This is a genomic window from Enterococcus sp. HMSC061C05, from assembly GCF_001814765.1.
Taxonomy (GTDB): Bacteria; Bacillota; Bacilli; order Lactobacillales; family Enterococcaceae; genus Enterococcus_B; species Enterococcus_B lactis.
Genome location: NZ_KV817751.1, coordinates 23,415 through 38,902 on the forward strand (window position 1 = coordinate 23,415; position 15,488 = coordinate 38,902).

Genomic DNA, 15,488 nt, shown 5'->3' on the forward strand with positions numbered 1-15,488 from the left:
TATTATTTTTCAGTCACTTCAATCAAAAGGTCGCCAGACGAAATCGTGTCGCCTGAAGATACATATACATGTGCAACTTCTCCGTCAAAACGTGCTTCGATGGCTGTTTCCATTTTCATTGCTTCAGTAATCATCAACGTGTCGCCTTTTTTGACGTTATCGCCTTTTTTCACTAATACATCAAGCACAGAACCAGACATCGTTGCTCCGATTTGTTCTCGGTTTGTTGGTTCAGCTTTCAATCGAGTTTGAACCGCACTGATGATTGAATTATCTTTGATAGTGATTTCCCGTCTTTGCCCATTCAGATTGAAGAACAGTACGCGATTTCCTTCGATATCGGGTTCTCCGATTTCATCTAAACGAATGATAAGCGTTTTTCCACGTTCGATTTGTACATTGATCGTTTCACCTAAACGTATCCCTTGGAAGAATGTTGGTGTATCCAGTAATGTAACATCGCCAAATTGATTATACGCTTTTTGATAGTCCAAAAAGACTTGCGGATACATCAAATAACTTAATACTTCGTCTTGTTTTGGTTCATAGCCGATTTTTTCTGCCAATTCTTTTTTCACTTCGTTGAAATCGACTGATTTCGCCAACAGTCCTGGACGTTCACTCAACGCGGGTCTGCCCTTAAGAATGATCTTTTGCAGTTTTTCAGGAAATCCGCCGACTGGTTGTCCTAGTTCTCCTTGGAAGAAAGTCACTACAGATTCAGGGAAACTTAGTGTTTCGCCTTTTTCATAGATGTCTTGTTCTGTGAGATCATTTTGGACCATGAATAGTGCCATATCTCCTACGACTTTAGATGATGGAGTTACTTTCACGATATCGCCAAACATCAAATTGACAGTATGGTACATTTGTTTGATTTCATCCCAGCGATGACCTAGTCCGACAGCTTTTGCCTGCTGTTGCAGATTTGAATACTGTCCTCCTGGCATCTCATGCATATACACTTCTGTTTCAGGAGCATTCAAGCCATTTTCAAATGGTTTGTAATACATACGCACATCTTCCCAATAATGGTTTAATTTCTGTGCATTTTCAATTGTGATTTCTGGCAGCCGTGGACCATTGACCAGCGCATAATACAAGCTGCTCATGCTAGGCTGACTCGTGTTCCCACTCATTGCACTCATTGCTACGTCAACGATATCTACTCCTGCTTTTGAAGCAGCGGAATAAGTGATAATCCCGTTTCCACTAGTATCATGAGTATGCAGATGGATTGGCAGATCCGTCGTTTCTTTCAATTCACTAATCAAGCGATAAGCTGCTTGCGGTTTAAGCAACCCAGCCATATCCTTGATTGCAATGATATGCGCACCCAGTTGTTCTAGTTCTTTTGCCATGTCTTTATAATACTGAACATTGTATTTTGCTCGGCTTGGATCGTTGATATCGCCAGTATAGCAGATAGCTGCCTCTGCGATTTTACCAGTATCCCGTACTGCTTGGATACTTTTTTCCATTTGAGGAGTCCAGTTCAAACTATCAAAGATTCGGAAAACATCAATCCCTTGTGCTGCTGCTTCTTTGACAAATTCCACCAGTACATTGTCAGGATAATTAGAATACCCAACGGCATTTGAACCTCTGAAAAGCATTTGCAGCAATGTATTAGGCATTAAAGAACGGATTTTTCTCAATCGTTGCCAAGGATCTTCATTCAAAAAGCGGTAAGCCACATCAAATGTTGCTCCCCCCCACATCTCACTTGAAAAGAGTTCAGGAAGACCTTCTCCCGTTAAGCGTGCAATCTGCTTGAAATCCTTTGTCCGAACACGAGTTGCTAGCAGACTTTGATGAGCGTCTCTAAATGTCGTATCCGTCAACAATAAATTTTCCTGTCCTTTGATCCATTCAACCAAAGCATCGGCACCCTTCGCATCTAATACGTTCTTAGCCGTTACGTAATCAGTTCTTGTGATTAGATCTTTAGGCATACGTGGTTCTTCATAAAATGGTTTTTCGCCACTTTCGATACCTGGAAAACCATTGACAGTAATTTCACCGATATATTTCATCGTTTTATTTCCGCGGTCTCGTAGTCGAGGAAATTCAAATAATGTTGCTGTACTATCGATAAAAGTTGTTTTTGCATTTCCTGATTGGAATTCAGGATGTGTGATGACATTTAGCATAAATGGAATATTTGTTTTTACTCCACGGATCCTGAATTCTTTCAAGCAACGTTCCATTTTCTGAATGGCTGTTTCAAAAGTAGCGCCATGCGTACATACTTTTACTAACAATGAATCAAAATACGGCGTCACCACATAGCCAGCGTAAGCATTCCCTACATCCAGACGTACGCCAAATCCGCCAGGTGAACGATACGTATCGATTTTTCCTGTGTCTGGTAAAAAGTTATTCAACGGGTCTTCCGTAGTAATTCGGCATTGAATAGCTGACCCATTCAATTTGATTTCTTCTTGCTGAGGCAATCCGATTTCTTTATGCAAATCTAACCCTTGGGCAATCAATAGTTGTGTTGTCACGATATCAATATCTGTAATCATTTCTGTGATCGTATGTTCCACTTGGACGCGAGGATTGACTTCGATAAAGTAAAAATCATCTCCTTCAACAAGAAATTCTACCGTACCCGCATTGACATACCCAACATGTTTCATCAATTGGACAGCTGCCTGACAAATTTTTTGACGTTGCTGTTCGTTCATAGAGACACAAGGCGCTACTTCTACTACTTTTTGGTGGCGGCGCTGAACAGAACAGTCTCTTTCGAAAAGATGGATGACGTTTCCATGTGTGTCACCAAGAATCTGTACTTCGATATGCTTAGGGTTGGCGATGTATTTTTCAACATACACTTCATCGCTACCAAAGGCAGCTTTTGCTTCGCTTTTTGCACGTTCGTAACCTTCTCTTGCACTCTTTTCATCATGAGCCACACGCATTCCGCGACCTCCGCCGCCTAGAGCTGCCTTAATCATAATCGGATAACCGAATCGTTCAGCAAATTCCAATGCATCGTCTACAGAAGCGATTGGACCATCTGTGCCTGGAATTGAAGCAATTCCTGCTTCGATGGCTGCAGCTTTTGCTTTGATTTTATCTCCAAAAATATCCAAATGATGCAGTTTGGGTCCAACAAAAGTGATGCCCTCTTCCTCGCACCGTTGCGCAAAATTCAAGTTTTCCGATAAAAGACCATAACCAGGATGAATGGCATCAGCCCCGCATTCTTTCGCGATAGAAATGATCCCTTCAATATCTAGATACGCATCAATCGGTTTTTTCCCTTGTCCTACTAAATATGCTTCATCCGCTTTAAAACGGTGTACGGAATATTCATCTTCTTCTGCATAGATTCCAACAGTTTTAATTCCTAATTCTGTACAAGCACGAAATACACGTACAGCGATTTCACCCCTGTTAGCAACTAAAACTTTTTTCATCGAACCACTCCTACATCTTTTTTTATTATAAACCTAAGCTCTTGCGTTTTTCATCCGCACTAATGTTGAGGACAAAGCCGACACAGATCGAAAGCATCAGCAAACTGGATCCTCCTTGACTTAAGAATGGGAACGTGATCCCTGTCAAAGGAATGACACCAGTGATTCCTCCCAGATTGACAAACACTTGGATCAAAAACATTGCGCCGATCCCAATGCACAAAAGCGAATTGAACGGATCTCTTGAACGAATCCCTACAAGAATAATGCGCACAATCATAAAGAATAGCAACGCTAATATCAAAATCCCCATAATCACTCCGAGCTCTTCCACTACGATCGCATAGATAAAATCGGTTTGTGCTTCTTGTAAAAATCCCTTTTTCTGGATACTGTTACCTAATCCTCTGCCAAATAACCCGCCATTGAACATGGCATAGTAACCATTAACTAATTGATGGCCTTTATTTAATTCATCCGAGAAAGGATTTTGGTAAATAGCAAAGCGATTATAGATATACTGTAAACGTCCAGGCAAGATTTTTCCATTTGTAATATTGATTAGCCAGATCGTAAAAGTACTTAAACAAAAACCGCCTACTCCTACAATCAAAGTATACACATAATTGACTCCGCTGGCTAAAAGCAGAACCAAAATAATCAAAAAGATAACTGCCGCATTCCCAAAATCGGGAAGGATAGCGACCAAAACAGTCAGTCCGATAACCATTGCAAGTGGACGTTTTACAGTCCCTAGGAAATCTTTTTGCACACTGTTTTGTCTTTTTGATAAAGTCAGAGACAGATACCAGATAGAAATGATCTTTAGGTATTCGGCAGGTTGGATCGAAAATCCTGCAATTTGAAGCCAACCTTTTGCACCATTGATTTCTTTACCGAAAAACACAACGATCAGCAGCAAAATCGTCAAAACTGCGATGGCTGCCATAATCAAACGCTGGTTTTTTAAAACATCTGTTTTCATTTTGTAGAGTAGTGCGATAGCAATCAAGCTGAGCACCCAAAAAATACTTTGGTTAATGACTGATGCGGACGGATTTTGTCCGTTTTCTAATAATAGATACGACGTAGAACTATATACCATGATCAAACCCAAAACACATAAAATCAAATAGGGAATCAAGATACTATAGTCTAATAGATGCCTTTTTTTTACTTTCTTAGGCAAGTCTATTCCTCCTTGCCAACTTCTTTTTTATCATAATTTTCTTGGTAAACCTCACTGTATAACTGATTCAATTCTCGTTCCAGCTCACTTAACATCAGCTGTCCCTCGTTTTTTTCGATTACTCCTATACGAACAGCAAACCCGACTTGCTGGGAGAAACCGTACATCTGTGTATCTACCACTTCTTCGAAGGCTTTGCATTGCGAGATACAGAGACTGTTATTTTGGTTTCGGATTAATCGTTTGATCCGTTCTGCTTCATCATTTAATACTTGGATCGCAAGTTTTTTCGACAAAGAATCCATCTGTGCTTACCTCCCGTTCTAATTCCTTAATTATAACATATTTGATTTTCATAGGGAGCAAAAAAACAGATTTAACCAGTTGTTTTTATTCATTTTTACGTAATGGTCCTTCTTACTTGTCCAGAACGTTAGGATCCGTATTTTTTATCCGAGATAAAAAGGCTTCTCCGTATTTATCAAGCTTGCTTTGACCAACTCCCTTTATCTGAAGCATCTCCAGTCTGCTTGATGGACGTATTCGGCTCATTTCTTTCAAGGTGGAATCTGAAAATACGACATACGGGGGAACGCCTGCTTCTGATGCTAGATCCGTTCGAAGTTCCCGCAACACTTCAAATAGTGTATCGGTCTCTTCATCCGACAGCTGCTGGACTTTCTTGGGTTCCTTTCGATAAACAGCTTCTTGTCCTTTTAATACTTGGATCCCTCTTTCTGTTACTTTCAAGATAGGATATTCTCCATTAACGGTCAGAAGATAGCCATTCGATATCAAATATTCAATCAATTGCATCGTTTCTTTTTGCGATTGGTTTTTCATCAGTCCATAGGTAGATAAACGTTCAAACCCCAAGGCTCGCAGCTTTTGTTCTTTCGATCCTGCCAAGACTTTCATTAGCATCTGCTTGCCATAATTCTCCCCCATACGTTTCAAACAAGAAAGGACCATCTGTGCTTGTGTCGTTACTTCTACTATTTCTCTGTCATCTAAACAATTACCACAACGATTGCACGGACTGCTTGTCTCGCCAAAATAGTTTAGGATGTATTGCTGAAGACAGGATTCTATATACGCATATTCTGTCATCGCTTTTAATTTTTCATATTCTTTTTGCTTTTGCTCCTCTTCTCTTTGGGACTGCTGGATAAAAAACTTTTGGACCTGAATATCTTGAGGAGCGAAAAGTAGGATGGCTTCACTGGAAAGACCATCTCTTCCCGCACGACCAGCTTCCTGATAGTATGCTTCTAGAGAGCCAGGAATTTGATAATGGATAACAAAACGGACATTGCTTTTATTTATGCCCATGCCGAATGCATTGGTCGCTACGATTAGCTGTAAGCGATCGTATAAAAAGGCCTCTTGCATTGCCGTTCGTTCATTCTCATTTAGGCCACCATGATATCTGCCTATAGAAAATCCAAATTTTTTAAGCAAATGATAGATTCGGTCTACTTCTTTTCTCGTCGCTGCATAAATAATGCCCGATTGATTTTTGTTGATTTTCAAATACTCGACTAGATATTGTTCTTTTTTTTGGTCTTTCACTACTTGAAAGCGGAGATTTTCCCGTCCAAAACCAGTCTGGATGTGATTGCCGTCAGGGATTTTTAAAAGTCTTTTTATGTCAGCGGCTACTTGTATAGTTGCTGTAGCTGTCAGTGCAACAATAACAGGTCGATTTGGCAGTTGATCTAGCTGTTTCGCCATTTGTAAATAACTTGGACGGAAATCATGCCCCCACTGAGAGATACAATGCGCCTCGTCAATGGCAATCATACAGACGTTCCATCGATTCATCGCTTGAATGAAATCCGGCATGATAAAACGTTCTGGAGCAATATAAAGTAAACGATACTGCTGCCTATCGATTTCTTGGAAGCGTCTAGCTGTTTCGTAACCATCTAACGAGCTATTGATAAAAGTGGCGGGTATACCTAATTGATTCGCTGCATCCACCTGATCCTTCATCAGAGAGATCAAAGGGGATACAACCACAGTAAGCCCATCTAATAGTAAAGATGGAAGCTGGTAACAGATTGATTTCCCACTGCCGGTAGGCATGATCCCTAATACATTTTTCTGATCAATGACTTTCTGAATAATTTCTTTTTGACCAGGTCTAAACTCATCATAACCAAAGTATTGTTTTAATAAGTCGTTCATCTTCCCGCTCCTTTCCCTTGCCATTTTACTTCGGTTTTCTCCGAAGGACAAGTTGATCCCTCTTGTGAAACATACGCACGATATGAAACAAAATCACACCAGAATCAAGTTCTTTAAAAGTCTTTTAAATGTCTTTTGGCGTATTTTCTGAATTTAAGTCCATTGACAAAGATGACTTCTCCACAGAAATAAGTTGGACAAAAAAAGAAACCAGCTATTTTTTATAACAAGCTGGTTTCTCTCTTCATCCTTTTACAGATTATTTTTTCTTTTTAGATGCTTTTTCACGAGCATTTTTCTCTAAAATTTGTTTTCTCAAGCGAATGCTTTCTGGTGTTACTTCGCAATATTCATCATCATTCAAGAATTCCAAAGATTCTTCCAACGTCAATTGTTTTGGTTTTTTGATGACAGATGTTTGGTCTTTAGTAGCAGACCGTACGTTTGTCATTTGTTTTGCTTTTGTGATGTTGACAGTCAAATCATTATCACGGCTGTTTTCTCCGATAATCATTCCTTCATATACTTCTGTACCTGGTTCTACGAAGACTGTACCGCGTTCTTCGATACTCATGATAGAATAGGTCGTTGCTTTTCCTGTATCGATTGAAACAAGCGCACCTTGGTGACGTCCACCGATTTGACCAGGAAGCATTGGCAAGTATTGATCAAAAGTATGGTTCATGATTCCGTAACCGCGTGTCATTGAAAGGAATTCAGTTGAATAACCGATCAAACCGCGAGCAGGTGTCAAGAATGTCAAACGGATTTGTCCGTTTCCTGTATGGACCATATCTTGCATTTCACCTTTACGTAAGCTCAAAGATTCGATGACACTACCCATGTATTCTTCTGGTGTGTCGATTTGTACGCGTTCAAACGGTTCGCATTTTACACCGTCGATTTCTTTTTCAATAACTTCTGGACGAGATACTTGCAATTCGTATCCTTCACGACGCATGTTTTCAATCAAGATAGACAAATGCAATTCTCCACGACCAGAAACAGTCCAAGCATCTGGAGAGTTTGTTGGTTCAACTCGCAAAGATACATCTGTTTGAAGTTCTGCCATCAAACGTTCTTCAATTTTACGAGCAGTTACGTATTTCCCTTCTCGACCGGCAAATGGTGAATTATTAACTAAGAAAGTCATTTGCAATGTTGGTTCGTCAATGTGAAGGATAGGTAACGCATCTTGATGATCCACAGGAGTAACTGTTTCACCGACAAAGATGTCTTCCATACCTGAGACAGCAATCAAGTCTCCAGCTTTTGCTTCTTGAATCTCTAGACGTTTTAGTCCAAAGAAACCAAATAATTTCGTTACACGGAATTTCTTAACTGTTCCGTCTAATTTAATTAATGCTACTTGGTCGCCTACTTTGATTGTTCCTCTAAATACACGTCCGATTCCGATACGACCTACATAATCGTTGTAGTCAAGTAATGAAACTTGGAATTGTAATGGTTCGTCGCTATTATCGACAGGAGCAGGAATTTTTTCAATAATCGTGTCAAAAATAGGTGCCATTGTTGGTTCTTGATCTGCTGGGTCGTCTGATAAGCTTGACGTACCATTCAGTGCAGACGCATAAATCACAGGAAAGTCTAACTGATCATCATCTGCTCCCAATTCGATGAATAGTTCAAGAACTTCATCTACGACATGCTCAGGACGAGCAGAAGGTTTGTCAATCTTGTTTACGACAACGATTGGTGTGATATGTTGTTCCAATGCTTTTTTCAATACAAAACGTGTTTGAGGCATTGTTCCTTCATACGCATCTACGACCAACACAACGCCGTCAACCATTTTCATGATCCGTTCTACTTCGCCACCGAAGTCCGCGTGTCCTGGAGTATCCATGATGTTTACGCGAATTCCTTTATAGTCTACAGCTGTGTTTTTGGCTAAAATCGTGATACCACGTTCTTTTTCTAGCGCATTTGAGTCCATCGCACGTTCTTGCAATTGCGTATGTGCGTCTAATGTATCTGATTGTTTTAATAGTTCATCAACTAATGTTGTTTTTCCGTGGTCAACGTGGGCAATAATTGCGACGTTACGGATATCGTTTCTATAATTCAATGTAACTAACTCCTTTTTTATTGGTTCTTTATGACAGGGCAAATTTTACTCGACTGCTAATTATAGCAGACTTTTTTCATGAAATATAGTAAAATGTTTTCATTTTTTCGAGAAAATTAATCTTTTGCCCGTTTTTATCATTTTTGTGAATGATTTCTACCTTTTTTTAGCCTTCTTTTTTCAAAAGGTCTGCGATTTCTGCATATGCACAAGGAGTACCTGCTAAATAGTATTCCCTTCTATCAAAGGTCAATGGAGTGCCAAAAAGACCGCTTGTTACCATACCAAACTCTTCCAATAAAACATTTCCCGCTGCATAATCCCAAGGGCTGAGGTTCGAAATGTAAGCAATATGGTTTCCTTTCAAGATTGCGGCTAGTTCAAGCCCTGCACACCCGTACATACGTGTTCCCATGCTGCTTTCCGCAATCTCTCGGATTCCATATTTATTATGACCGAAAAGATAGCTATTCACACCAAGTAAGCCTTCTGATAAAGATTTATTTGCTGGTCTAGGCATTGGTTTATCATTTTTATAGACACCTATTCCTTTTCCACCCCAAAAAAGCTCATTTCTCATGACGTCATAAATGAAACCAAGTTTTCCAACACCGGATTCATAAACAGCGAGCATGATACAAAAATTTTCCCCTTCAATCACGAAATTCAATGTGCCATCAATAGGATCAATGATAAAGACTCTTCCATCGAGATCTGCTAGTTGATTACACCCTTCTTCTTCTGCCAATATTTTCGCCTCTGGATCATAGGAATGAATTTTTTCGATTAGAAAATTCTGGATGTTTCGGTCGACATTTGTCACTAGATCCGTTCGATTTGATTTTTGCGAGATCGTTAATGTTTGTTGAGAAGATTTGATTTTCTCACCAGCTTCTTCTAGCCAGGATTTGATATGATCAATCATCTGTTCCATTTATCTCACCCGTTCATTCTCAAAGTTTTGTTTGGATTTTTTTTTGCTTGCTGCACTGTTCGATATAAGGAGTACCCGGAAGCTTTTTCAAATTCCCGTCCCAACCGTTTTTCTTCTCCGATGGATTTGACAACTGTTTTGAACTGCTGATAGGTCTTCAAAAAAGCTTCATTGTTTATCCCTTTTTCATTCGCACGTTCCAGATCTTCCCACATCTTCATTACAATGACCATTTCATCTGTTGTCCAGTCTAAATCAAGTGGATACTGATATTCTTGCATCTTCAACTCTCCTATTTCATATTCTTCTTTAGTGTAGCATAGGAGACGGTAATAAACCAAGAAGTAGTCGTATTATTAAGTTTACATAATTAAATTATTGATAATAAAAAAGAAAAAAACGCAACCGATTTCTCAGTTGCGTTTCGCCTGTATTATTCAAATCAAATATGGATTGGCAAGCCTAATGCTAATTCCGAAGCATCCATGACGATTTCGCCAAGAGATGGATGCGGATGAATCGTCAAGGCGATATCTTCAGCGTTCATTCCTGATTCGATTGCTAAAGCTAATTCAGAAACCATATCGCTTGCACCGACTCCCCCGATTTGTGCACCAATCAGCACGTTATCTTCGATCGTCGTAACTAGACGGATGAATCCTTCTGTTTTACCAAGCGATAATGCCCGACCGTTCCCTGAAAATGGGAATTTGTATGCTTTTGCTTCGATACCAGCATCTTTTGCTTCTTTGATCGTCATACCTACAGAAGCCAATTCAGGATCAGTGAAGGCTACTGCCGGCATTGCTTTATAATCTACAGCTACTTTTTTGCCAGAGATTGCTTCAGCAGCGATTTTTGCTTCATAACTGGCTTTGTGTGCTAATGCCGCCCCTGGAACGATATCACCGATGGCATAGATATTAGGTACGTTCGTACGTCCTTGTTTATCTACCGTAATCAATCCTCGTTCTCCTACTTCGACTCCTGCTTGTTCTAAGCCCATATCATCCGTATTCGGACGACGACCTACAGTGACCATCACATAATCAGCAGTAACGGATTCTTCTTTCCCGTCCACTGCATATTTCACTGTCACGCTGTCACCGTTATCGACTGCTTCTTTCGCCATTGCATTCGTTACGACTGTTACACCTTTTTTCTTGAAATCATCTTCTACTAATTTTACTAGATCTTTTTCGTAAGTTGGTAAAATTTGTGGTGAACCTTCAAGGATCGTTACTTCTGCTCCTAAGTTTGCGTACGCTCCGCCCAATTCGGCACCAATCACACCGCCACCGATGATCACAAATTTCTTAGGTACTTCTTTCAATGCTAATCCGCCAGTAGAATCTAACACACGTCCTCCGAATTTAAATCCTGGAATCTCGATTGGACGGGAACCTGTTGCGATGATTGCGTTATTGAACGAATAAGTTTGAGCTGAATCTGGATGGATGACGCGTAGTGTGTGATCATCTACGAAGAACGCTTCTCCTTCGATTGTTTCAACCTTATGTTTTTTTAATAGGAAACCAACACCAGAAGTCAACGTATGGACAACTTTGTTTTCTTTCCATTCTTGTGTTTTCGCAAAATCTAGTTTGACATTTTCACTAGTTACTCCAAACATTTCAGAATCTAGTGACTCTTGATAATGGTGTCCTGCAGCTATCAGTGCTTTTGAAGGAATACAGCCGACATTCAAACAAACACCGCCAATATACTCTCTTTCAATGATTGCTACTTTTTGTCCCATTTCAGCAGCGCGGATGGCAGCTACATAGCCACCAGGTCCCGCACCGATTACAACTGTATCTAATTCTACAGCAAAATCTCCAACTACCATTTGTTTATCATCCTTCCATCATTAATAGCTCTGGATCAGCTAAAAGACGTTTGATATTATTCATTGCTTGTTGCGCAGTTGCTCCATCTACGATACGGTGATCGAAACTTAATGACAGTTTCATCACACGACCGACAACGATTTCGCCTTCAGCATTTACGATTGGTTGTTGTGCAATCGTTCCTACACCTAAAATAGCTACTTCTGGATAGTTGATGACTGGTGTAAACCAACCGCCACCTACAGATCCGATATTGCTGATCGTAATCGTTCCATTGCGCATATCTTCTGCAGATAGTTTGCCGTCATGAGCTAATTTTGCTTTCTCATTGATTTCGTCTGCAATAGCAAACATTCCTTTGCGGTCTGCATCTTTCACATTTGGTACATATAGTCCGTGATCCGTATCAGTTGCAATACCGATATTGTAGTAATGTTTATAAACGATTTCTTGGTTTGCATCGTCGATAGATGCATTCAATACTGGGTATTTCTTAACAGTCGCTGTTAAAGCTTTCACGACATATGGCAAGAAAGTAAGTTTCGTACCATTTGCAGCAGCAACTTCTTTAAATCGTTTCCGATTATCCCATAGTTTAGACACTTCTACTTCATCATGCAATGTCACGTGTGGAGCTGTATGCTTACTGTTGACCATTGCTTTAGCAATAGCTTTACGTGTTGGTGTCATTGCTACACGTTCTTCCAAGTCTCCTAAGTTGGACTTGAATGGTTTTGCTGGTGCAGATGGTTTGCTTTCTGCTGCAGGAGCTGCTTCTTTCGGCGCTGCCGCTTCTGGCGCTTCTGATTTCGCTGGTGCACTGCTTGGACCACCTGTCAAGAAGTTTTCGATGTCCTCTTTTGTTACTCTGCCACCTTTTCCAGTTGCAGTTACTTGTGAGATATCTACATCTTTTTCGCGGGCAAATTGACGAACAGATGGCATAGCCAATACACGTTTATTTGGATCGGCAGCTTCAACGACACTTGCTGAACCTGATGTTTCTACTTTTTCTTTTGGTGCTTCAGCTGATGGCGCACTAGTTGATGGTGCGCCATTGTGTCCAGGAGCATCGATTTCTACTAACACGTCCCCAACATTTGCTATTGTTCCTTCTGGGACAATCACGTTTTTAACTGTCCCGGTTACAGGTGACGGGATTTCTTCTACTGATTTGTCGTTTTGAACTTCTAATAATGTATCATCTTCATTAATCGTATCTCCTGGTTTGACGAACCATTTGACGATTTCACCTTCTGCAATTCCTTCACCGATATCCGGTAACTTGAATTGGAAGACTCCTTCGCTTGACGATCCAGCTGATCCTGTATCAACGGTTGGTTCAGCAGCTGGGTTAGCTGGAGTTTGGGATTCTGCGGCTACACCACTGTCCCCTTCATTGTCTTCGTGTCCTGGTGCATCGATTTCTACCAATACATCCCCAACATTTGCTACTGTACCTTCTGGAACAATGACATTTTTAACCGTTCCTGTTACAGGTGAGGGGATTTCTTCTACTGATTTGTCGTTTTGAACTTCTAATAATGTATCATCTTCATTAATCGTATCTCCTGGTTTGACGAACCATTTGACGATTTCACCTTCTGCAATTCCTTCACCGATATCCGGCAATTTAAATTGATAAGCCATGACTTTGTTTCGTCCCTTCTTTTCTTAAAATTCCGCGATTTCTTTTACTTTGTCTTCGATATCTTTTGCGTTTGGTAACCAAACATTTTCTGCTTGTCCAAACGGGAAGACTGTATCAGGTGCAGAAACTCGTCCGATTGGGGCTTCTAATGAAAGGATAGCGCGTTCTGAGATCTCAGAAACTACTTGCGCAGCAACACCCGCTTGTCGTTGCGCTTCTTGGACAACGACTACGCGACCTGTTTTTTCCACGGATTGAATGATCGTTTCTACATCTAATGGCGCAACTGTACGAAGATCAATGATTTCAACAGAGATATTTTCTTTTGCAAGATTGTCTGCTGCTTTGATTGCTTCACGCACCATTGCCCCGTATGTGATAACAGATACATCTGTTCCTTCACGAGTAACTGCTGCTTTGTCCAAAGGAACTTCGTAAGCTTCATCCGGCACTTCTTCTCGGAATGAGCGATATAGTTTCATGTGTTCTAGGAAAACAACTGGATCGTTACTTCTAATAGAAGAAATCAATAGTCCTTTTGCATCGTAAGGATTTGATGGGATCACTACTCGAATACCAGGAGACTGGGCAATCAAACCTTCTAAATTATCTGAATGCAGTTCTGGTGTATGAACACCGCCACCAAATGGTGAACGGATCGTGATTGGTAGATTTCTAGTACCGCTCATTCGGTATCTTGTACGAGCCATTTGAGCTACTACTTCATCCATTGCTTCGAAAATAAAACCAAAGAATTGGATTTCAGGAACTGGACGAAATCCTTCCAACGCAAGTCCGAAACTCAACCCTGCGATTCCAGATTCAGCTAAAGGAGTATCGAATACTCGGTCTTCTCCGAATTTTTCCTGCAATCCTTCAGTTGCCCGGAAAACTCCTCCGTTTTTCCCAACATCTTCACCAAAAACAACGACATTCTCGTCATTTTCTAGTTCAAGTGCTAAGGCATCGGTGATTGCTTGGATCATTGTTTTTTGTGCCATGATTATTTCGACTCCTTCGCTTCATAAATTGCAATTTGTTCTTTGATTGATTGTGGAGATACTTCGAACATGTTTTTCAAGAAATCTGAAACCTTTTGTTTTGGAACTTTGTCGGCTTCTGCGATAGCTGCTTTGATTTCTTCTTTAGTTGCTTCAATCACTTGTTCTTCTTTTTCTTCAGACCAAAGTCCTTTTTCCGTCAGATATTTACGGAAGCGGATCAATGGATCTTTTTTCTGCCATTCGTCATCTGTGTCTTTTGTACGGTAGCGGGTTGGATCGTCCCCAGATAGTGTATGTGGTCCGTAACGATAAGTCAGTGTTTCAATTAGGACTGGTCCATTTCCGCTGATTGCCCATTCCCGTGCCATTTTAGATACAGTATATACTGCAAGCGGATCCATTCCATCGACTTGAATTCCTGGAATCCCAGCTGCGACAGCTTTTTGTGCAAGTGTTTTTGCTGCGGTTTGTTTTTCACGAGGTGTAGAGATCGCATACCCATTGTTTTGGATATAAAATACAGCATTTGCATGGTAAGCACCAGCGAAATTGATTGCTTCGTAAAAATCACCTTGTGATGAACCGCCATCACCAGTATAAGTGAAGACAACATTTTTCTTGTTGCGTTTCTTCAAACCTAATGCAACACCGGCTGCTTGTACATATTGTGCACCGATGATGATTTGTGGTGGTAGAGCTTTCAATTCTTCCGGATAAGAATTACCTGCAGCATGTCCTCTAGACCATAAAAATGCTTGTGATAAAGGTAAGCCGTGTTTTACTAATTGAGGGACATCTCGATAACCTGGAAGAAGAACATCTTCTTTATCAAATGCATACGCACTGGCCAGCTGACTTGCCTCTTGTCCGGCAGTTGGTGCAAAAAAGCCTAGGCGTCCTTGGCGGTTCAGCGCTGTGGAACGTTGGTCTAATACACGAGACCATACCATGTGAGTCATTAATTCAACGAGTTCATCATCGGATAAATCAGGTACTAAATCTTTGTTAACTACGTTTCCATCTTGATCAAGTGCTTGATATACTGGGAAATCTGCATTGACTTCATCTAGCAGTGCTTGGAAGTCGATTGGTGCTTTTTTGTTTGCCATTTGTCACACATTCCTCTCTCATCTATAAGAAAATCTCTTCA

11 protein-coding genes are annotated in these 15,488 nt (G+C 40.6%); all 11 read right to left on the reverse strand.

From position 1 onward, the window contains the following. Positions 1-2 precede the first annotated feature (2 nt). Positions 3-3,431, reverse strand: a complete 3,429-nt coding sequence (locus HMPREF2988_RS10320) for a pyruvate carboxylase (protein ID WP_002315142.1) — start codon at positions 3,429-3,431, stop codon at positions 3-5. A 25-nt stretch (positions 3,432-3,456) separates the two neighbouring features. Continuing rightward, the gene (locus HMPREF2988_RS10325; RefSeq protein ID WP_070770597.1) at positions 3,457-4,620 is read right to left on the reverse strand and encodes an FtsW/RodA/SpoVE family cell cycle protein; all 1,164 of its coding nucleotides are present in this window, start codon (positions 4,618-4,620) and stop codon (positions 3,457-3,459) included. 2 nt (positions 4,621-4,622) lie between these two features. After that, a complete protein-coding gene (locus tag HMPREF2988_RS10330) occupies positions 4,623-4,925 on the reverse strand; it encodes an Fpa/YlaN family protein (RefSeq protein ID WP_002292202.1) in 303 nt (100 codons plus the stop codon). Between the two features lie 112 nt (positions 4,926-5,037). Continuing rightward, complete coding sequence (gene recQ / locus HMPREF2988_RS10335) at positions 5,038-6,810, reverse strand: DNA helicase RecQ (protein ID WP_070770598.1); 1,773 nt, start codon at positions 6,808-6,810, stop codon at positions 5,038-5,040. Positions 6,811-7,069: 259 nt separating this feature from the next. Next, positions 7,070-8,899: a translational GTPase TypA gene (gene typA / locus HMPREF2988_RS10340; protein WP_002292204.1), complete on the reverse strand. Its 1,830-nt coding sequence runs from the start codon at positions 8,897-8,899 to the stop codon at positions 7,070-7,072. Between the two features lie 166 nt (positions 8,900-9,065). Then, on the reverse strand, positions 9,066-9,833 hold the full coding sequence (locus HMPREF2988_RS10345) for an inositol monophosphatase family protein (RefSeq protein ID WP_002315144.1): 768 nt from the start codon (positions 9,831-9,833) through the stop codon (positions 9,066-9,068). A gap of 5 nt (positions 9,834-9,838) precedes the next feature. After that, positions 9,839-10,114, reverse strand: a complete 276-nt coding sequence (locus HMPREF2988_RS10350; protein ID WP_002292206.1) for a UPF0223 family protein — start codon at positions 10,112-10,114, stop codon at positions 9,839-9,841. A gap of 161 nt (positions 10,115-10,275) precedes the next feature. Continuing rightward, positions 10,276-11,682, reverse strand: a complete 1,407-nt coding sequence (gene lpdA, locus HMPREF2988_RS10355; protein WP_002289686.1) for a dihydrolipoyl dehydrogenase — start codon at positions 11,680-11,682, stop codon at positions 10,276-10,278. Positions 11,683-11,689: 7 nt separating this feature from the next. After that, positions 11,690-13,333 (reverse strand): dihydrolipoyllysine-residue acetyltransferase, encoded by a 1,644-nt coding sequence (locus tag HMPREF2988_RS10360; RefSeq protein ID WP_002315147.1) that lies wholly within the window; start codon positions 13,331-13,333, stop codon positions 11,690-11,692. 24 nt (positions 13,334-13,357) lie between these two features. Beyond that, on the reverse strand, positions 13,358-14,335 hold the full coding sequence (locus tag HMPREF2988_RS10365) for an alpha-ketoacid dehydrogenase subunit beta (RefSeq protein ID WP_002292208.1): 978 nt from the start codon (positions 14,333-14,335) through the stop codon (positions 13,358-13,360). 2 nt (positions 14,336-14,337) lie between these two features. Beyond that, a complete protein-coding gene (gene pdhA, locus HMPREF2988_RS10370) occupies positions 14,338-15,447 on the reverse strand; it encodes a pyruvate dehydrogenase (acetyl-transferring) E1 component subunit alpha (RefSeq protein ID WP_002292209.1) in 1,110 nt (369 codons plus the stop codon). Positions 15,448-15,488: the final 41 nt, after the last annotated feature.